This is a genomic window from Streptomyces sp. NPDC046977 (assembly GCF_040644455.1).
Taxonomy (GTDB): Bacteria; Actinomycetota; Actinomycetes; order Streptomycetales; family Streptomycetaceae; genus Actinacidiphila.
Genome location: NZ_JBEYWO010000015.1, coordinates 48,964 through 66,999 on the forward strand (window position 1 = coordinate 48,964; position 18,036 = coordinate 66,999).

The 18,036-nt window shown below is 69.9% G+C and carries 14 protein-coding genes and 1 pseudogene; 7 read left to right on the plus strand and 8 right to left on the minus strand.

Going from position 1 to position 18,036, the window contains the following annotated elements; translation table 11 throughout:
- Position 1 precedes the first annotated feature (1 nt).
- From ABZ883_RS22690 to ABZ883_RS22710, 5 genes and pseudogenes are all read right to left on the minus strand, one after another.
- Positions 2-1,336 (minus strand): VanZ family protein, encoded by a 1,335-nt coding sequence (locus ABZ883_RS22690; RefSeq protein ID WP_360908758.1) that lies wholly within the window; start codon positions 1,334-1,336, stop codon positions 2-4.
- A gap of 270 nt (positions 1,337-1,606) precedes the next feature.
- Positions 1,607-1,894 (minus strand): alpha/beta hydrolase, encoded by a 288-nt coding sequence (locus tag ABZ883_RS22695; RefSeq protein ID WP_360908760.1) that lies wholly within the window; start codon positions 1,892-1,894, stop codon positions 1,607-1,609.
- 180 nt (positions 1,895-2,074) lie between these two features.
- The gene (locus ABZ883_RS22700) at positions 2,075-2,458 is read right to left on the minus strand and encodes a hypothetical protein (protein ID WP_360908762.1); all 384 of its coding nucleotides are present in this window, start codon (positions 2,456-2,458) and stop codon (positions 2,075-2,077) included.
- A gap of 129 nt (positions 2,459-2,587) precedes the next feature.
- Positions 2,588-2,890: pseudogene (locus ABZ883_RS22705) on the minus strand (transposase family protein); the annotation flags it as partial.
- Between the two features lie 45 nt (positions 2,891-2,935).
- Positions 2,936-3,499, minus strand: coding sequence for a hypothetical protein (locus ABZ883_RS22710; RefSeq protein WP_360908764.1), 564 nt, complete (start codon positions 3,497-3,499; stop codon positions 2,936-2,938).
- Between the two features lie 419 nt (positions 3,500-3,918).
- Between ABZ883_RS22710 and ABZ883_RS22715 the strand changes: the two genes are divergently transcribed.
- Positions 3,919-5,823, plus strand: a complete 1,905-nt coding sequence (locus tag ABZ883_RS22715) for a hypothetical protein (RefSeq protein ID WP_360908765.1) — start codon at positions 3,919-3,921, stop codon at positions 5,821-5,823.
- 49 nt (positions 5,824-5,872) lie between these two features.
- Here ABZ883_RS22715 and ABZ883_RS22720 read toward each other — a convergent pair whose 3' ends face one another.
- From ABZ883_RS22720 to ABZ883_RS22730, 3 genes are read right to left on the minus strand one after another with little or no spacing between them, the layout of a single operon-like run.
- Complete coding sequence (locus ABZ883_RS22720; RefSeq protein WP_360908767.1) at positions 5,873-6,382, minus strand: hypothetical protein; 510 nt, start codon at positions 6,380-6,382, stop codon at positions 5,873-5,875.
- Positions 6,383-6,434: 52 nt separating this feature from the next.
- Positions 6,435-6,821: a fic family toxin-antitoxin system, toxin component gene (locus tag ABZ883_RS22725; RefSeq protein WP_360908769.1), complete on the minus strand. Its 387-nt coding sequence runs from the start codon at positions 6,819-6,821 to the stop codon at positions 6,435-6,437.
- Positions 6,818-7,132 carry a hypothetical protein gene (locus ABZ883_RS22730; RefSeq protein ID WP_360908771.1) on the minus strand — a complete coding sequence of 105 codons (315 nt, stop codon included), beginning with the start codon at positions 7,130-7,132 and terminating at the stop codon, positions 6,818-6,820. Before ABZ883_RS22730 ends, ABZ883_RS22725 begins: the two co-directional genes overlap by 4 nt.
- Before the next feature lie 416 nt (positions 7,133-7,548).
- On the opposite strand from ABZ883_RS22730, the gene ABZ883_RS22735 reads away from it, so the two are divergent.
- From ABZ883_RS22735 to ABZ883_RS22760, 6 genes are all read left to right on the plus strand, one after another.
- Positions 7,549-10,278 carry a glycoside hydrolase family 95-like protein gene (locus tag ABZ883_RS22735; protein ID WP_360908774.1) on the plus strand — a complete coding sequence of 910 codons (2,730 nt, stop codon included), beginning with the start codon at positions 7,549-7,551 and terminating at the stop codon, positions 10,276-10,278.
- 152 nt (positions 10,279-10,430) lie between these two features.
- Entirely contained in the window at positions 10,431-11,255 is an 825-nt protein-coding gene (locus ABZ883_RS22740) for an enoyl-CoA hydratase/isomerase family protein (protein WP_360908776.1), read from the plus strand.
- A 604-nt stretch (positions 11,256-11,859) separates the two neighbouring features.
- Positions 11,860-12,612, plus strand: a complete 753-nt coding sequence (locus ABZ883_RS22745) for an alpha/beta fold hydrolase (RefSeq protein WP_360908804.1) — start codon at positions 11,860-11,862, stop codon at positions 12,610-12,612.
- Between the two features lie 255 nt (positions 12,613-12,867).
- Entirely contained in the window at positions 12,868-15,714 is a 2,847-nt protein-coding gene (locus ABZ883_RS22750) for an AAA family ATPase (RefSeq protein ID WP_360908778.1), read from the plus strand.
- A gap of 29 nt (positions 15,715-15,743) precedes the next feature.
- A complete protein-coding gene (locus ABZ883_RS22755) occupies positions 15,744-16,244 on the plus strand; it encodes a PH domain-containing protein (RefSeq protein WP_360908780.1) in 501 nt (166 codons plus the stop codon).
- Entirely contained in the window at positions 16,241-17,842 is a 1,602-nt protein-coding gene (locus ABZ883_RS22760) for a PH domain-containing protein (RefSeq protein WP_360908782.1), read from the plus strand. Before ABZ883_RS22755 ends, ABZ883_RS22760 begins: the two co-directional genes overlap by 4 nt.
- The last annotated feature ends 194 nt before the right edge of the window (positions 17,843-18,036 follow it).

Below are 18,036 nucleotides of genomic sequence, written 5' to 3' on the forward strand. Positions count from 1 at the left end.
GTCAGCCGCCGTCCTGAGAGCGAAGCGGAACGGAGTGCCCGGTGGTGGAGTCGATTCCGATGACCTGTTCCGTGCCGTCACCGATTCCGACGGGGAACTGCCAGACGGTGTGCCACGTCCCCTCCTGGTCCGCGAGGGCGAGGGTGCCCTTGCCGATGGTGATGTCCGGGGTCAGGTTGAGGTCCGGACTGCGGCGGGCGGCAGCCCTTGCCTGGGGCTCGGTGAGCTGGGGAGCCGGCACATCGACGGGGTCGGCGACCTCCCGCACGCGGATGGCGAAGAGCCGGCCCGTGCTGTCGATCTTCACGTCGAGACGCATGGGCATGAGCACGCCGTGGACGGTACGCCGCCAGCTGACGTTCCACCCCGGCCCGCCGTCGACGACCGGGCGGCTCTCGACCCGCGAGCCGGGCAACGCCCAAGGAAAGTGCTGCCGCACGTAGTAGGTGGCGATCGTGCGGGCGTCCTGGGCGCTCTTCGGGGCGCGGAGGCCGTCCACGACCGTGATGGAGCTGACGAGAGAGGAGTCCACGCCCTCCTGGTACGGCATGAAGTCGGCGCTGAAGTCTCCGTCGTCGGGCCAGTTCAGCATGATCGAGCCCTTGCCTATCACGGCTACGACGAACTTGCTCCCGGGAACGTACTGCACTTTCCCTACGGTGAGCCGGGTCCCGAAGGCCTCGCGGGTCCGGGCTTCGGCGGCCTTGCGCATCTCGGCGCTGCCGTACTGCACGCTCGTGGCGTCGACGAAGAACAGCTTCATGAGCAGGAATCCGGCCAGCGCGTCGACGGCGAGCACGCCTGCGAGGGACCAGGCGAACGGCCGGGGATTTCCGCGCCAGGCCGGGACGCGCATGCGGGCGGCCGCAGCCGTCAATCCCCAGCCCAGGGCCGCGCCCAGAGCCGCGCCAGTGGAGTTGGCCACCCAGTCCGAGCTGTCGCAGGTACGCGCCACCACGGGGACGGTGCCCTGGACGACCTCGATGGTCAGGCTCAGCGCACCGGCTCCCAGGGCCACGGCGACGGGCTGCCGGAGGGCGAGGGCGCCGAACAAGCCCAGAGGGACGAACAAGGCGACATTGAGCAGCCCTTGGTCGTTGAGGAAAGCCTCACTCACCTGGCGGCTGATCGTGCAGTTCCCCACGTACCCGCTGCCTGATCCCCAGAAGGTGAGCAGCAGGACGGCGGCGGTGCTGCCGGTGAAGCAACTGGTCGTCCACGGACGGGGATGATGACCGCGGCGTGCCCACGTGTAGGTGGCCGCCATGGTCGCGAGGGTCAGCAATAAGGCGATGGCGATGAAGCGTCCGTGGCCGTCGAAGACTGCGTGCAGCATGTGTGGGGAGCTCCAGGGATTGCGGGCGGCCGAAGGGTGGTGACAGTGTGTCAGCCAGAGAGGTATGGGCGTGACGCAGATCGTGCCGTACGGGCTCAGGCTGTCCGGGCCCGTTGTCCCGCGCGCCAGATGCGCCTGAGGGCTTCGAGTTCGGCGCGGGGAAACTGTGCACGGGGTTTCGCCTCACCGGCGAGCAGGCCGGCGACTGCTGTCAGCAGAGCCTCCGGCGCGGTCGTGATGCAGGAGGCGGTGACGGCGGCCTCGGCTTCGTTATCGGCTCAGGATCGCTGTTGCGACCTCGTCGGGGTGGGTGAGCATACCCTCGTGCGTTCCAGGAACCATGACAGGCTCCAATCCAAGTCGCGCCGCGAACTCGGCACCTGGCCTCGGAAGCGCGCGATCGTCCTCGCCGAGGATGTACAGGGCAGGTATGCCGAGCTCCGGAACAGTGGGGACGTCGAGGGCGTCCAGAAAGTAGTTTCCAGGCTGTGGTGTCAGCAGATCGGCGACCAGTCGCTGCGTGCTCACGTCGACGTCCTGCATGAGCATTTCTTGCACGCGTTCCAGCGTGGGCGGAATGGAACGTCTGAAGGTCGTGGCCGGCCGGGTCGTCACCGTCCCCCAGACCAGGAAGAGTGAGGCACACAACGTGGCGCCCGGCCGCGCGCAGCCGCTCGGCCACGGGACGCCAGGCCCACCCGCCATGCCAGGCACCCGGGATGGCAACGAACGCAGAGTTCATGCTGAGTCCTCAAAGGGCCGCGTATGACTCCGCCCCTGTACACCGGAGAAGAGCCAGACATCGTTCGCGCCGGGACGCCCGAAATCATCTGGAATGGCGTGGCCTTCCTTGCGGCTCTCCTCCGTGAGAGTCGTGACTTCTGTCGGAGCCCAGCTGTGCGAAGCGAGCCACTTATCGGGGTTGTCGTCGACGGGACCGTAGCGGAAGACGTTCGTCAACAAGTTCCAAGCCGCCTTCTCCTCCTCGTCCAACGCGTCGTACTGAACATCCTCGTTCCTCCAGACGCGAACGAAGTACTCGCTCACCATCGCACTGCCGCGCGCAGAAAGACCAGTAATTTCCGCCATCAGCCGGTCCGTGGCCTCGCGAGTCAAGTACATCAGAAGCCCCTCAGCGACCCAGAGCGCAGGTTTCGAGGGGTCAAACCCCCCCGTGGCGCAGCGGTTCGGACAGCCCGGCCGTCACATCTGCAGTCCATGCTTTCCTGCGGCATGTGGGCACTCTGCGGCCTTGGCAAACCGCTTGCGGGGCTGGAGCGCGAGTTTTGGCCCGAGGTGATTGATGATGCGGTCCACCGCCGACTTGGAGACCCCGAACAGCGGGGCGAGCTGCCGCAAGGTCAGGTTCGTCCGCCAGTACGCGACAACCAGCAAAACCCGGTCCTCCAACGGCAGGCTCCACGGTCGTCCTCTACGGACCGCATCCGCTCCTTCGCGGCGCAGCGCGGTGATCAGCTTGCCAAACTGACGCGGGCTCAGCCCAGCGAACGGGGCTGTCCAGGACGGGTTCGACGCTGTGATCACACCAGGCACCACAAGATCTTTTCACGCACCGCACCCGTGCTGGCCTGCGGGTAGTTAGGAGAAGAGGTATCTCTGCGGCTCAACAGCGCTGAGCAGGCACTCGCGGTCGTCCGCGCTGATCAGTCCGTCCGGAAGAGTCTCGTCCGCCAACAACGCGCGCAGCGCAGAAGCGTGTGCGGCGAAGGCGGCCCTGCACCATTCGCGTTCCGGGTGATCGCATTCGTTGCCGAGCAACAGGACCTGGCGTTCGTTGTCCGCGTCGACAGGTTGAGACAGCTCCGCGGCAACGACCAAGAGGTCGACCAGGCCGGAACGCACCGCGATGTCAGGGAGGGCTGCCAGACGGATCAGGAAGGGCAGGGCGGCTGACATCGCGGCGCTCACGTGAAAGACGCTGTTCATCAAGACGTTGTCCAGCGTGCGCAGGGCCTCGGGGCCGGCTATCTGATCGAGGAGACCGCGGAGCAGGACCGGGATCCCGGCAGGACACCCCGGAATCTGCGACCAAGCGACATCGGCGCAGCCCAGCAGCGCCGGGTGGCCGCATTCAGCTTGCTCTATCTGCGGATACTCGCGGAGGAACCAAGCGACGGCAGCCTCCTTGGCTGCCGCATCCATTACGCACATCCCTCCGCCCCTGCCCCATCTCGCACGACATCGCCCCGAAGGGCGTCCGCCGGATGAAACTCTTCCCGGGGCGGGCGTCGAACGCAAGCGCCGAGGCCAACAGCCGACGCCCCACCCTGAGGCAGGGGCGTGACAGCCCGGCACCGCATTCCGGGACAGCCCTTAGGCGATGCCGGGTGATGCGCAAATCGAGCGGCCGCGGCGGACGTTGAGCAGTTCATGGGGCGGGGTACGCGCATTGGCCATCGGGTGCGCGTGGCGGGCTCTGCCGCCGTGCTCGGGGATATCGAAGTCGACCGCTCACCGCCGGCTGGTGCTCATCTGCTGAGCAGGAGGCAGGGACCAAGCCCTTCGTGCCTTGATCCCGCGGGCAGGGGCGTTGTCAGAGCCTGCCGGTAGGTTTTGCCGTCATGAGCCCCCCCGAGGAACTCGGCATGGTGGACTGGTCCGCCCTGAAGGACGCGTACGGTCCGGCCGGCGAGGTGCCCGTATGGATCCGCGCGCTGTACGCGGAACAGGATCCGGAGACCGAGGACGGCGAGTCGGTGATCGGCGAGCTCGTCAACCACATCAACCATCAGGGGTCGATCCACCCGGCGACGGTCGCGGCCGTCCCCTTCCTCGCGCACCTTGCCCTGCACAGGGATTTTCACCGGGCAGGCCTCCTGCACGTGCTGACCCGTCTCGCCGGGGATCCCGAGGAGGGGGCCGAGCGCGACCCTCTCAGTGAGCGGCTGCGAGCCGCGGTCGTGGCCGAACTACCTGCGCTGATCACGTGCCTGACCGATCCCGACAGCGCGGTGCGGCAACAGGCGATCCGCTTGACCGTGGTCGCCCCGCAGCCGCTCGATCCAGCCGTTCGGGCCACCCTGAGCGACCTGTCCGCACATGATCCGGATGCATGGACCCGGGCCGACGCCATGACCGCCCTGGCCGTGACCGATCCGGACCAGGACGCCGTGCGATGCAGGGAAGCCAGGGCACTCGCGGACGACGCGCCCGAAGTCCGGTTGTCCGCAGCCCAGCTCGGACTGGAACGCGCGCAGCGGCCGTTCCCGGCCGCGCTGGTGAACATCGTTGCCGTGGACGGCGCCAGGGACCTGGGCTGCTACTGGGCAACAGGGCGCCTGGAACCCTTTCCGTCCCCCGGACCGCCCGACGCCCGGCTCGGGGACGTGCTGGTCCAGGACCCGCAGGCGGCGCTCACCGTGGCCGAGGCCTGGATCGCGGCGGGCGACGTGGACTACCGCGGCTCCCACCTGGCTGATGACGTGGGCGAGACCTGGCGCGACCAGGACTCCCGGATCGCGGCCGCCCTGGCCCGCGCGGTGCCGCTCTCGCGCCCAGTGACCCACGACCAGTGGATGGCACCCGCACGCGAAGCCTGGCTGCTGCAACAGCTCGCCGACTGGATGCCCCGTGCCGGCGATCCGGGCCCGCAGGTACGGGACATGCTGCTGGCCCAGGCATGCCGTGACGCACCCGAAGCCGCCGCTTCGGCACAGCTCGCGCTCGGGCACTGCGGCGATCTGCGGCTGCTGGAAGCCGGCGCTGTCCCCACCGACGAGGCGATCGCCGCACTGGTCACCCACCACGAGCCGAACCTTCCACCCGTCCTGCACCGGGCTCTGGAGGAACACCTGCCCCAAGGCGCCCCGGCCCTGCTCGACGCACTCACCCCGGCCACCGCCCGCACCTACGCCGCCCACATCGCCGAGGCGTTCCGGGCCCGCCCCACGTTCAGCGCGGCCCAGCTCCTGGGCACCCTCGATCCGGACCTTGTCGACAACGCCACCTTGGACCGCCTCGCGGCGGCCCGACGCGACCACGAGAGGGAGGCGGTGCGTGCCACCGCCGCCGTTTCCCACGCGCTGCTCACCGGTTGGCCCGGAGCCGCGATCGGTCTGCTGCGCGAGCTGCTGGCGGGGGACTCGCCGGAGTGGATCCTGCCCCGGGCCGGCAGGCTCGGGTCCCTGGGGACACCTTTGGCCGCACAGGTTCGGGGACTGTTCGCCGGGCGGGGCGGCCTGGGGCGTGCGGAGGCGGCCGACGCCTACTGGCGCATCACCGCGGATCCCGGTCCGGTGCTTCCCCTGCTGGTCGAACTGGCCGTACCCGACAGGGAGCCCCACGCCGACGACCGCGCGTGGCACCGCCTGGAAGCGCTGCGCACCCTCACAGACATCGGGATCACGCCGCCGGAACTCCTGCCCCTGCTGGACGCATGCGCCCGCTCGCCGCACCGGGTCGCCCGCCCGGACGAGGACGAAGAGCTGCGCGAGCTCGCCGTCGGACTGCTCGCGCGTGCGCGGTGAGCGGCGCAGGTACCGCGGCTTCCGGACGTGGCTGTACAGCCGCCGTGGCCTACCAGTCGCAGCGGTACGAGAACATCTCGCCTTGCCCTTGTGCTGAATAGCCCATTGCCTGGATGGTCCTGTCTCTCGGGTGCCTGTCGGCGAACTGGCTCAGCAAAGTACCGAAGCGGCCCGCCTGACGTGCCACGCCGCGGAACAGATCCTCGGCAGGGTTCGCGAGGATCTCTGTGCTGTGCCACAGAAGTGCCTGGGCGATGGCGATGTTCCGCGGATCGTCAACGGCGGAGGCCAGTGCCGCAGCCCTCAACCCGTCTTCGACAGCTGTCGCGTCACACCGCCGTACGGCCTGGACGGCGACGCGTTCACTGAATGCGAGAAGGAGGGTCTCTCCCAGGCCTTCTATTGCGGCAGCCGTACGGGCATAGTCCCGTTCCGCGCGAAGCGTCCGTACCAGGTCGGTAATGCGTGCATCGCGCGGCGAAGGCGTGTCTTCGTGCCGGTACCCGCCGCGTCGCGGGACGCGCAGGATGGCTGCGACGTTCTTCGGGCTGTCATTCATGGCACCACTGGGGCCGTGGACGACTCGCGGGACGGGAGCGGCCGGCGGGTTTTCAGGTGGTGTCCCACTGGCGGAGCTGGAGGGCGATCCGGCGGACGGGTGCCTCGCCGGCGATGACGTCGCGGACCAGGATCGCGGCGTCCTTCGGCTCGTACGTCAGGGTGTGGCCGTTCACGCGGAGGAACGCGACCGCGGCGAGCCACCCGAACTGGCCGTTGGAGTGCTCCAGGGCCGGGAGCCTGGCCAGGGTGTGGAGCAGCGCGGCGGCCTTGAGCCAGATCGAGCCGTAGATCTCGCGCCGCATGGCCTCCGAGCGGTGCCGGGCGACCGCGGCCGGGAGGATGCCCAGGTCGTCGACCTGCGGGTCGCCCGTGATGTGCTCGGCGACCTGCAGCAGCATCGGGACGTCGGCGTAGATCACTGCGTCGGGACGGCTCACGCGGCGGTCCCGTGCGCCTGGTCGTCGGTGTCGAGCTCGGCCAGGCGGCGGCCGGCCTCGGCGTCCGCGGCGCGGTACGCCTCGTTCGGACGGCCGTCCTCCGGCAGGATCTCGGCGAACGCGTCCTTCACCTTGGCGTGCGCTTCCATCGCGGCTTCCAGGAACGCGGTCGGGACGGCGTTGGCCTGGATGAGCGCCGCCTGCCGGATGAACTCGCGGGTGGGCAGGCCGGCGGCCGCCGCCGCGCGTCGCACCTGGTCGAGCTCGTCGTCGTCGGTGAAGGGGACGTTCATGCCCTTGGTACTCGTCATGTACTGACAGTACCGCCAGTACATCGCATGCCGCGACGCCTTCCGTGTTTTCCGGCGGGGAGGCGGCTTCCCCTTTGATTTTGCGCCGAGTGTTGACCCGCCAAGACATCCGATGTTCACTTCCTGTGGCACGGCCATGCCAACGCCGTGACGTACCCGCACGCCGTCATTCCGCTTGTCGCAGGCGCTTCGAGAGCGAACGGCCTCATGCGCCTTGCTCTGCTCTTTCCGCTACATGTCCCGCCCGGCGCGCCGCTTCACCATGCCCTCGTACGGCACGGGGAGCGAGGGCGCCGGAGAAGCAGTCCCAGCAAGTCATCCGATCAATCACGCTCCACGTCGGCCGGTCGCACCCCCGTCCCAGGCTCTCAGGGCGCCGGTCGGCGCACCCCCATGACCAGCAGGGAGGACATTCGATGAGACTGCGCAGACTTGTGCGAGCGGCGCTCGCAGCCGTCTGCATCATGACCGCGACCGCCGTCGGGCTGTCGGCTCCGGCCGCGGCCGCACCGACGGAGGCCGCGTTCGACTCCGCCGCCGGAGCCCTGAACGTGGATCGCGCCGCCTACATGTCCAAGCACGACCTCGTCTACAACCGGCCCACCACCAACCCCCTGCACGGGCTGACCGTCGGCAACGGCCGTACGGGTGCGATGGCCTGGCAGAACAACGGGCTGACCATGCAGGTGTCCGGCGTCGACACCTCGCAGCAGACGGCGTTCGGGGCGGGACTGCTCAACCTGTCCACGACCCCGGCGCTCGAGAGCGGCTACAGCACCTATCAGCAACGCCTCTCGCTCTACGACGGAACCCTGACCACCTCCTACGACGCCAACCGCACGGTGACGGTCATGGGCGTGCCGAACTCCGAGGTCATGGGCGTGCACGTCGAGGACTCGCGCTCCGGGGTCTCCGCCGTCAACCTCGACCTGGGCCTGTGGGACGTCTCCCAGCTGGGCAACAGCGGTGACGTGCCCAACCTCACCACCTGGAAGACGGTCTCCACGTACGCCGACTCCACCGGCGCCGGAATCAGCCGCGGCCAGTCCGACCCGCAGAACTTCGGCTACACCCTGGCGGCCACGGTGGAGGGGGCGGCCTACAGCACACGGGTCGTCGACGGCCGGACCGTCCGCCTGTCGATCACCCCGTCCCGCAGCTACACCATCTGGTTCACCGCCAGTACCCGGCTCAACGCGCCCTCGCACGACTCGGTGACCGAGGCCAAGCGCGCACTGGCGGCGGCCAAGAGCCGCGGCTACAGCGCGACGCTCGGCGACTACACGTCCTGGTGGCACAACTTCTGGGGCAAGTCGTTCGTGCAGTACTCGGGGCTGTCCGGGGACGCGGACTACCTGGAGAACATCTACTACCTGAGCACGTACATGATCGCCGCCGGCGGATACGGGACCAATCCGTTCCACTTCATCAACGGCGTCTTCCGGGCCACCGGTGACCAGACCAAGTGGAGCAACGCGTACTGGTTCTGGAACCAGCGCGATGTCTACAACTCCTTCCTCGCCTCCAACCACGCCGACCTGATGGCCGGCTTCAACCGCCTCTACAGCGGCAACGCGGCGGCGCTGAAGGCGTACACCGGGACCCGCTACGGCGTCGACGGGCTGTGGGTGCCGGAGACCATGGGCTGGGACGGCAACGCCCGCGGCACCGTCAACAGCGACTTCACGAAGAACATCTGGTCGACGGGCACCGAGGCCGCGTACAACATGTACCTCCAGTACGCGTACACCAACGACTCCGCCTACCTGCGGAACACCGCCTACCCGTTCATGCGGGACGTGGTGAAGTTCTATGCCGCGAAGCTGTCCTTCGACTCCGCGTCCGGGAAGTACTACGTCGCGAGTTCGAACGCGCACGAGACGTACTGGAACGTGCAGAACGCGATCACCGACCTCGCCGCGGTGCGCACCCTGTTCCCCCTCGCGATCAGCACGTCCCAGTCCCTGGGCCTGGACGCGGACCTGCGGCCGCAGTGGCAGCGGATCGTGGACAACCTGATCGCCTACCCGTCCACCGCGGACGTCTACCTGCCGCACACCCCGCCGCTCGCCCAGACCCGCAACGGGGAGAACGTGGCGGCCGAACTCATCTGGCCCTACGACCGGACCGGCATCGGCGCCCCGGACCAGCAGAAGGCCGTGAACACCTTCAACGCCCGTCCCTTCCCGTACGGCAACGTCTGGGCCAACGACGCCGTGCAGGCGGCCCGACTGGGGCTGGGCGACCAGGCGTACCAGGGCATGAAGACGATGCTCCGCAAGTACCAGACGTATCCCAACGGCATGACCGACAACACCAACGGCGTCTTCGAGTACCTCGGGGTGCACCTCGCGGCCCTCAACGAGTCGCTGCTCCAGTCCTACAACGACAAGATCCGGGTGTTCCCGGCGGTGCCGAGCGACTCCTCGTTCACGGGACGCTTCACCCTGCTCGCCAAGGGCGGCTTCACCGTCAGCTCCGAGCGTGAGGCCGGCGAGGTGAAGTACATCGGCATCAAGAGCCTGTACGGGAAGACGACGCGGGTCGTGAACCCGTGGGGGACCCAGCAGGTGAGGGTCCGCGACGTCACCGGCGGCACGACGGCGCTCACCACGAGCGCCGCCGAGTTCGACCTGCCGACGGTCGCCGGCAGGGTGTACGTGGTGGAGCGCACCGCCAAGCCGCTGTCGTCCTACACCGCCGTCCGCCTCACCGGAACCGCGAACCAGGGGGAGAAGGCGCTGAGCGGCACCACCTCCACCCTGGGCATGGCCCAGACGCCCAACCCCATGGTGAACGACAGTCAGTTGACCTACGACAGCAACTGGTACGGCACCAGCGGGCGGGGTTACGGCGACTACAACGACGACACCCACCACAGCACGACGGTGAACTCCGTAGCCCAGTACACCTTCACCGGAACGGGGGTCGGCTACATCTCCGAACGCAACGGCGACATGGGGCCGGTCGACGTCTATCTCGACGGTGCCCTCCAGGCGACCGTGGACCTGCGGGTCTCCGGCGCGCGCCAGGCGCAGCAGACCGTCTGGCAACGCACCGGACTGACCCGGGGAACGCACACCATCCGCATCGTCAACCGCAGCACCTCGGTGGGGATGGTGGACGCCCTGCGCATCACACCGTAGGACGTCCGCGGCCCGGGGGCGGCAAGCGCCCCCGGCCGGGTGCCATGGGCTGGGCGGAGGTCCGGCCCGGCCCATGGCGCCTCCCGGCTCCGCGTACGGCGCGGTCGATCATGACTTGGATTTCATTTTTAAAGTCAGCTAGTCTGCGTCGCATGTCAGACACACAGCAGTTCCACGTGACCGAGGTGTCGCCGTCCCACTGGGACGTGACCTTCTCCAACGGTCCGGTCAACCTCATCGACGTCGACACCATCGAGCAGCTCGCCGCTCTCGTCGACCGCATCGAGCAGGCGCCCGATCTGACCGTGGTCGTCTTCCGCAGCGACAACCCGGACTTCTTCATGGCGCACTTCGACTTCCTGGCGGACGGGGCCAGGGTGGCCGCCATGAAGCCCGGCCCGACGGGACTCCACCCCTACGCGGACAACTTCGTCCGCCTGGGCAAGGTCCCGGCCGTGACGATCTCCGCGATCAAGGGCCGCGTCCGCGGCGCGGGAAGCGAGTTCGTGCTGGCCACGGACATACGCTTCGCCGGGCACCAGGCGATCCTGGGGCAGTTCGAGGTCGGCGTGGGCGCCGTGCCCGGGGGCAACGCGACGGGGCGCCTGAGCAGGCTCGTGGGCCGGGGCCGCGCGATGGAGATCCTGCTCGGGGCGGACGACTTCACGGCCGAGCTGGCCGCCGAGTACGGCTATGTCAACCGTGTCGTCCCCGACGACGAACTGGACGCCTTCGTCGACGCGTTCGCCCGCCGTATCGCGGGGTTCGACAAGACCGCCGTGGCCCGGATCAAGGCCCTCGTCGACGAGAGCGCCCCGATCTCCGACGAGGAGGCCGGATCGGCGTTGTCGGCCTACTTCCAGACCGCGGGACGGCCGGAGAACGCGGACCGCGTCCGTCGTCTCTTCGAGCGCGGCCTGCAGAAGCCGGACGGCGTCGAACTCGACCTCGGCAAGCGGGTCGCGGAGAACGACTGAACTCCGCGGACGTGCGGGACCCGCGGCGGCCCGGTCCCCGGGGCATCCTGAGCCCCGGGGCCCGGGCCGCCGCGGCGCACGCGAAGCCGGCCCGGTCCTGATCGCTTCGCGACGTCCGTGCCGGACGCCCGGGAGCGAGTAAAAGGATTCAACAATGCCGAAACCCGATATTCGTGGGTTCGGCGGAGTACCGGTTGGATCGTGATATGTCGCCGTCCTGCCCGCGACCGGGAGACCCTTACCGCCGGCTCCGCGGCCCTGTGCCATATCGCTTCGGCCGGCAGCGTCGCCGCGGGGCAGAACGGGTGAGACCCGCCCAGACCCGGCGCGACCTTATCCGGGCATCACGGGCGTTCCGCCTGCTTCAAACACCCTCTTATCCGCCGAACCCGGCACCTTTTCCCGCAGGGTCGCCACCCTTCGCCGTCCATCTGTCCGCCAGGGGTGTTTCGGGCATGTAGGGGTGCCGATTAGGGGTACTCCGCCGCTTGATGCCTCTGCTAGACATGGCGCCGTGAAGGAAACGTGTTCATGCCGTCGCGGCATCGAGCGCGCGATCGCGTCCCGACGTTGAGTGGAAAGTTTCAGTCAGTTGGCAGAAAACATGGCCTCGAGTCGCTGGATCCGCCGCTACCACCCGTCGGAGGGGGGCCAGGTCCGACTGGTCTGTCTGCCGCACGCCGGCGGCTCGGCCTCCTTCTACTTCCCGATGTCGCAGGCGCTCGCTCCGGCGCTGGACGTGCTCTCGGTGCAGTACCCCGGCCGCCAGGACCGCAGGGACGAACCCGGCATCACCGACATGGCCCGCTATGCCGACGAGTTGACCAGGGAACTCCTGCCGTGGCTCGACCGGCCGCTGGCCTTCTTCGGGCACAGCATGGGCGCGGTCCTGGCCTTCGAGGTCACGCGGAGACTGGAGCGCGACCACGGTGTCACCCCCGTGCGGATCTTCGCCTCCGGGCGCCGCGCGCCGTCGAGTCACCGCCACGAGACGGTGCACCTGCGCGACGACGACGGCGTCGTAGCGGAGATGCGTGAACTCAGCGGGACGGATTCGAGGATTCTCGGGGACGAGGAAATCCTCCGCATGGTGCTGCCCGCAATTCGCACCGATTACACCGCGATCGAGAACTACCGGGCCACGCCGGAGGACGTCGTGCGCACGCCCATCACGGTGCTGACCGGAGAAGCGGATCCGAGAACGACCCGCGAAGAGGCGGAGTCCTGGGAAAAGCACACGACCAGTGATTTTGAAATTCACTGTTTCCCTGGGGGTCACTTCTTTTTGGCGAACCATCAGGAGCGCATCATGAGAATTGTTTCAGAGGGGTTGACCGCGGACGCTCGGACGAACTGAACCAAGCGCTTCGGCACAACGGGGGATCGCGTCCGACAGGCCGCGAGTTCGAGTGCCCGCCTCCGCCTGACGGCGGGGGCGGAAAGCCGCCGGACATCGATGTCCTGGCGGACGACCGTATGGGGCAGGGCCGCACAACGGCCTGGGACGAGCCCCGCGGTGCACAGATGACAGGACGGCACTGCACGGGCCCACCGGCACGGCGCGCAGTCGTCACGTCCTCCGTAGACGTGTGGTAGCGGGAGGGGAAACTCCGTGTCGGCAAGGCTGTTCGAGCGCGGGAAGCAGCTGGACACCCTGAGCGAACTCCTCGGCAGCGCGATGCGCGGCCGGGGACGGGTCGCCGTGATCAACGGGGCTGTCGCCAGTGGGAAGACGAGCCTTCTGGAGAGATTCACCGACGAGGCGATCTCCGCCGGCGCACTGGTCCTCGAAGCCTCCGGTTCCCGCTCCGAACGCTTTCTCCCCTTCGGCATCCTGCGCAGGATCCTCGACAGCGCGGGCCACCACTCGCCGGAGGTCCACGCCTACGCCACCGAACTGCTCGACGCCGCCTCGGAGGAGACGGCACAGGCCGCGGACGGCACCGAGGCGGGCATGCGCATCATGCCGCACCTGTCCACCGCGGTGCTGCGACTCGCCCGGAACAGGACCGTCGTCATCGCCGTCGACGACGTCCACCACGGCGACGAGCTCTCCCTGCACTTCCTGCTCTGCCTCGCCCGCCGGGTGCGCCAGGCCCGGGTGCTGATCGTGCTCACCGAGGCGGTGCGGCTGCGACCCGCCCAACTCGCCTTCCACGCCGAGCTGCAGCGCCAGCCCAACTGCACCAGCATCCGGCTCCGCCTGCTCACCCCCGAGGGCACCGCGGGGGTCCTCGGCGACCACCTGCCCGAGGCGGCGGTCGGCCGGCTCGCGCCCGAGATCCACCGGACGACCGGCGGCAACCCGCTGCTGCTGAAGGCACTGCTGGAGGACGGCACCTCCGCCGTCCCCGGTGAGACCTTCCAGCAGGCCGTCCTCAACTGCCTGCACCGCGGCGACCCCGAGATGCTGACCGCCGCCCGCGGCGTCGCCGTCCTCGGCGACGGCTGCTCCGCCGGCCAGCTCAGCCACATCGTCGACCTGCACGTCAAGCCCACCGAACAGGCCCTGCAGGACCTCGAACGCTGCGGCGTCCTCCACAAGGGCGCCTTCCGCACCCCGGCCGCCCGCGAAGCCGTCCTGGACGCGGCGCCGCCCGCCGCGCTGTCCGCACTGCACCTGCGCGCCGCCAAGCTGCTCCACCACGAGGGCGCGGCCGCCCTCGACGTGGCCCGCCACCTCGTGGCCGCCCGCAAGAACGTCGAGGAGTGGGCCATCCCCGTCCTCAAGGAGGCCGCGGAGTACGCGCTCGTCGAGGACGAGGACGAACTCGCCCAGCAGTGCTGGGAACTGGCCGTCGCCTCCTGCCCCGAGGGTCCGCAGCGCGCCGCCCTCAAGTCCCGCCTGGTGAGCCTGGTGTGGCGCAGCAGCCCCGCGGCCGCCGAGAGCCACCTGCGGCAGCTGTGCCGCGAACTCGCCGCGGGCCGGCTCGCCGACCGGGACGTGATCCAGGCCGTGTCGGCGCTGGTGTGGATGGGACAGACCGAGGGCGCGGGCGAGGCCCTGCGGCACCAGATGACCTCCGCGGCCCCTGCCTATGCCCAGGCCAGCATCGCCACCGCCCGGACCTGGCTGACGACGATCAGCCCGCCGCTCACCGCGCTCTTCGCGGACGCGGACATGGAGACGGGTACCGACACCCCTCCGTCCGGTTCCGCACGGCCCGGCGGCGGTACGCACATGCCGACGGCGGTCGCGACGGCGGTGGCCCCCTACGACTCCGCGGACTGCGCCTACGTCCAGGCCGCCGGCGCCGTCCTGACCACCCTGCGGGAGCGCCGGACGGACGCCGCCGTCGCGGAGGCCACCCAGGTCCTGCAGCGCTACCACCTGGGCGACCGGACCATCCAGCCCCTCGTCTTCGCCCTGCTGACCCTCATCTACACGGGCCGCCTCGACCTGGCGCTCGCGTGGTGCGAACGGCTGCTGGGCGAGTGCTCCGCACGCAACGCCCCCGCCTGGCACGCCGCGCTCGGTGTCGTCCGCGCCGAGATCGCCCTGCGCCGGGGCGACCTGCCCGGCGCGGCCGCCCAGGCCCGCCAGGCCCTCTCGCGGATCTGCACGCAGAGCTGGGGCGTCGGCATCGCGCTGCCGCTGGCCATCCTGATCGAGACCGAGGTCCAGATGGGCAACCACGAGGAGGCGATGAACCTTCTCGAACAGCCCGTTCCCGAGGCGATGTTCTCCACGTTCCTCGGTCTGCAGTACCTCAGGGCGCGGGGCCGCTGCCACCTGGCCACCGGGCGCTACCACGCCGCACTGCGCGACTTCCTCACCTGCGGCGAGCTGATGCAGGCATGGGACATGGACGCCGTGGAACTGGTGCCCTGGCGGCTCGACGCCGCCGAGGCCTGGCTGGCCCTCGGCAACACCGGACGCGCCCGCGAGTACGCCGAACAGCAGAGCCAGCGTGACACCGGACTCGAGGGCAGCCGCTCCCGCGGCGCGCTGCTGCTCATGCTCGCCCGCACCGGAGGCGACCTCACGTACCGGCTCAAGCGCCTCACCGAGGCCGTGGACATCCTGGAAGTCGGCGAGGACCGCCTGCAGTTCGCCGTGGCCCTGGGCGAACTGGGCCGCGCCTACCGGGCGCTCGGCGACTTCAACCGCGCCCGGATCCTCGTCCGCAAGGCCTGGCACGTCGCCAAGGCCTGCGGCGCCGAGCCGCTGTGCGTGCAGTTCATGCCCGGCGGCCAGGCCGGCACCGAACCCGCCGAGGCGACCGGCCGAGAGGCGGCCGAACCGCCCAAGGAGACCGAGGTGCTGTCGGAGGCCGAGGCGCGCGTGGCGCTGCTGGCCGCTCGCGGGCACACCAACCGGGAGATCGCGACCAAGCTCTACGTCACCGTGTCGACGGTCGAGCAGCACCTGACCCGCATCTACCGCAAGCTGCACGTGAAGCGGCGCCGGGACCTCCCGGCGCGGCTGTCCGACCTGAGCCTCACCGGGGCCGCCTGAGCCCGCGACCGGCCGAGGAGGCGGAAGCAGTGGACAGCACGCACGACGTCGGGCTCAGGCCCCCGCGCCACCGCGTCGACCGGCGCGCCCTGGGCTGGTGGACGCTCCAGTCCGCCGTGTTCGCCCTCCCGCTGCCCCTGGTCTTCGGAGCGCTGTACCTCTTCATCCCGCCCGCCCGGTTCGTCTTCGTCTGGCTGTTCCTGGCCTTCCTGGTGCCCGGCGTCGCGTACATGGCCGTCATGCCGCTCTGGCGCTACCGGGTCCACCGCTGGGAGGTCACGGACCAAGCCGTCTACGCGGCGTCCGGCTGGCTGTGGCAGACCTGGCGGGTCGTGCCGCTGTCCCGCGTGCAGACGGTGGAGACGCTGCGCGGCCCGATCCAGCAGCTCTTCGGGCTCTCCGGAGTGACCGTCACCACCGCGTCGTCCTCCGGCGCCGTACGGATCAAGGGGATCGACCGGCGGATCGCCCGCGATCTCGTCGAGCACCTCACACAGGCCACGCAGGCCACACCGGGTGACGCCGCGTGAGCCCGCAAGGGGTTGAGCGGGCGGCCTCCGCGGAGGACGGCGGGTGGCGCCGCCTCAGCCCCCGGCTGCTGCTGGTCAACCTCGGCATGCTCAGCGGGCCGCTCGCCCTGTTCGCCCTCACGCTGCTGCTGACCGGCGCGAACCTCCAGGCCCTCATCTCCCTCGGGTCCCTGCTGACCACCTTCCTGGTGATCACCTGGATCGGCACGATGCGGCTGCTCACCACCCGCTTCCGGGTCGCGCACGGCCGCGTCGAACTGCGCTCCGGCCTCCTCTTCCGCAGCCACCGCTCGCTCCCCGTCGACCGGATCCGCAGCGTCGACATCCACGCCAAGCCCTCGCACCGCCTCTTCGGCCTCGCGTCCCTGCGGATCGGCACCGGCGGACAGGGCTCCCCCTCCGGCCGGGAACTGCGGCTGGGCGGCGTCACCCGGAGCCACGCGGAGGACCTGCGCCGGCTGCTGCTCGACCCGCACGGGCGCACCGGCGCCGGATCGCGGACACCGGAATCCGGCGAGGAAGGCGACCGCCTCGTCGCCGAGTTGGACTGGGCCTGGCTCCGCTACGCGCCGCTGAGCCTGTGGGGGCTCGGCGCCGTCCTCGCCGGGGTCGGCACCGTCGCGCGCGTCCTGGGCGAGATGAAGATCAACCCCCTGGACCTCGCCGTCGTCGTGTACGTCCGCGACCGCTTCGGCTCCGTGCCCTGGTGGTTCGGCATCCTCGTGACCGTCGTGGCCCTCCTCGTCGTCGGAGCGGCGCTGTCCACCGCCGCCTTCGTGGAGGGCTGGAGCGGCTACCGGCTGGAGCGGGAGGGGGACGACACGTACCGGGTCCACCGCGGACTGCTCGTCCACCGCTCCGTCACCCTGGAACGCCGCCGGCTGCGCGGCGTCGAGATCATCGAGCCGATGCCGCTGCGCCGGGCCGGTGCCGCCCGCCTCGACGCGGTGGCCGGCGGCCTCGGCAGCAGCGAGGAGAACCGCAGCCGGCGCTCCCTCACCCCGGCCGTTCCGCGGCAGGAGGCCCTGCGCGTCGCCGCCGATGTCCTCGCGGAGGGACGGTCCCCGACGGAGACTGCGCAGTTCCTCGCGCATCCCCGGGTCGCCCTGCGCCGGCGGATCAACCGCGGACTGCTGGTCCTCGCGCCCCTCGTGGCCGTTCTCCTGGGGCTCGGGCCGTGGCTCGGCCCCGCCGTGGTGCACGCGGCCTGGATCACCGCGCTCCTCGGAGTGCCGGTCGTCCTGGCGCTCGCCCACGACGCCTACCGCGCCCTGGGTCACGGCCTGCGCGACCGCTATCTCGTCGTCCGCGCGGGCACGTTCGCGCGCCGCACGGCCGCCGTGCAGCGCGACGGCGTGATCGGCTGGAAGATCACCCGTACCGCCTTCCAGCGCCGCAAGGGGCTGCTGACCCTCGGCGCGACGATCGCCGCGGGCGACGGCTGCTACAAGGTCCGGGACGTCGGGGTCACCGACGGGCTCGCCCTGGCCGAGGAGGTCGTGCCGGGGCTCCTGACCCCGTTCCTCGAACGCGACCCGGAGGGCGGGGCGGGGCCGCGGGGCGAAGGGACGTCCACGGGTAACGGAAGGCGTTCCTGAAGCCCATTTTCCCGTACCCGCGGACACGCCTCGCGGGAATTCCGGCCGCAGTTTCCATTCTTTCTTGCAATTGCCTCCCCTCTCCGCGCATCCTGGTGCAGTCGCACGTCAAACGGCTGTACCCAGGGCCAGGTCAACCGCTTACCGCCTAGGGGCCCGTAGGGGATTGGTAGGGGTTTCTCGCCCCTGTCTCC

Coding starts and splice junctions, on each gene's coding strand:
- ABZ883_RS22710 (WP_360908764.1), bottom strand. CDS start 3,499: ATGGATGCGGCAGCCAAGGAGGCTGCCGTCGCTTGGTTCCTCCGCGAG.
- ABZ883_RS22730 (WP_360908771.1), bottom strand. CDS start 7,132: ATGACGAGTACCAAGGGCATGAACGTCCCCTTCACCGACGACGACGAG.
- ABZ883_RS22740 (WP_360908776.1), top strand. CDS start 10,431: ATGTCAGACACACAGCAGTTCCACGTGACCGAGGTGTCGCCGTCCCAC.
- ABZ883_RS22715 (WP_360908765.1), top strand. CDS start 3,919: ATGAGCCCCCCCGAGGAACTCGGCATGGTGGACTGGTCCGCCCTGAAG.
- ABZ883_RS22690 (WP_360908758.1), bottom strand. CDS start 1,336: ATGCTGCACGCAGTCTTCGACGGCCACGGACGCTTCATCGCCATCGCC.
- ABZ883_RS22735 (WP_360908774.1), top strand. CDS start 7,549: ATGAGACTGCGCAGACTTGTGCGAGCGGCGCTCGCAGCCGTCTGCATC.
- ABZ883_RS22700 (WP_360908762.1), bottom strand. CDS start 2,458: ATGTACTTGACTCGCGAGGCCACGGACCGGCTGATGGCGGAAATTACT.
- ABZ883_RS22720 (WP_360908767.1), bottom strand. CDS start 6,382: ATGAATGACAGCCCGAAGAACGTCGCAGCCATCCTGCGCGTCCCGCGA.
- ABZ883_RS22745 (WP_360908804.1), top strand. CDS start 11,860: ATGGCCTCGAGTCGCTGGATCCGCCGCTACCACCCGTCGGAGGGGGGC.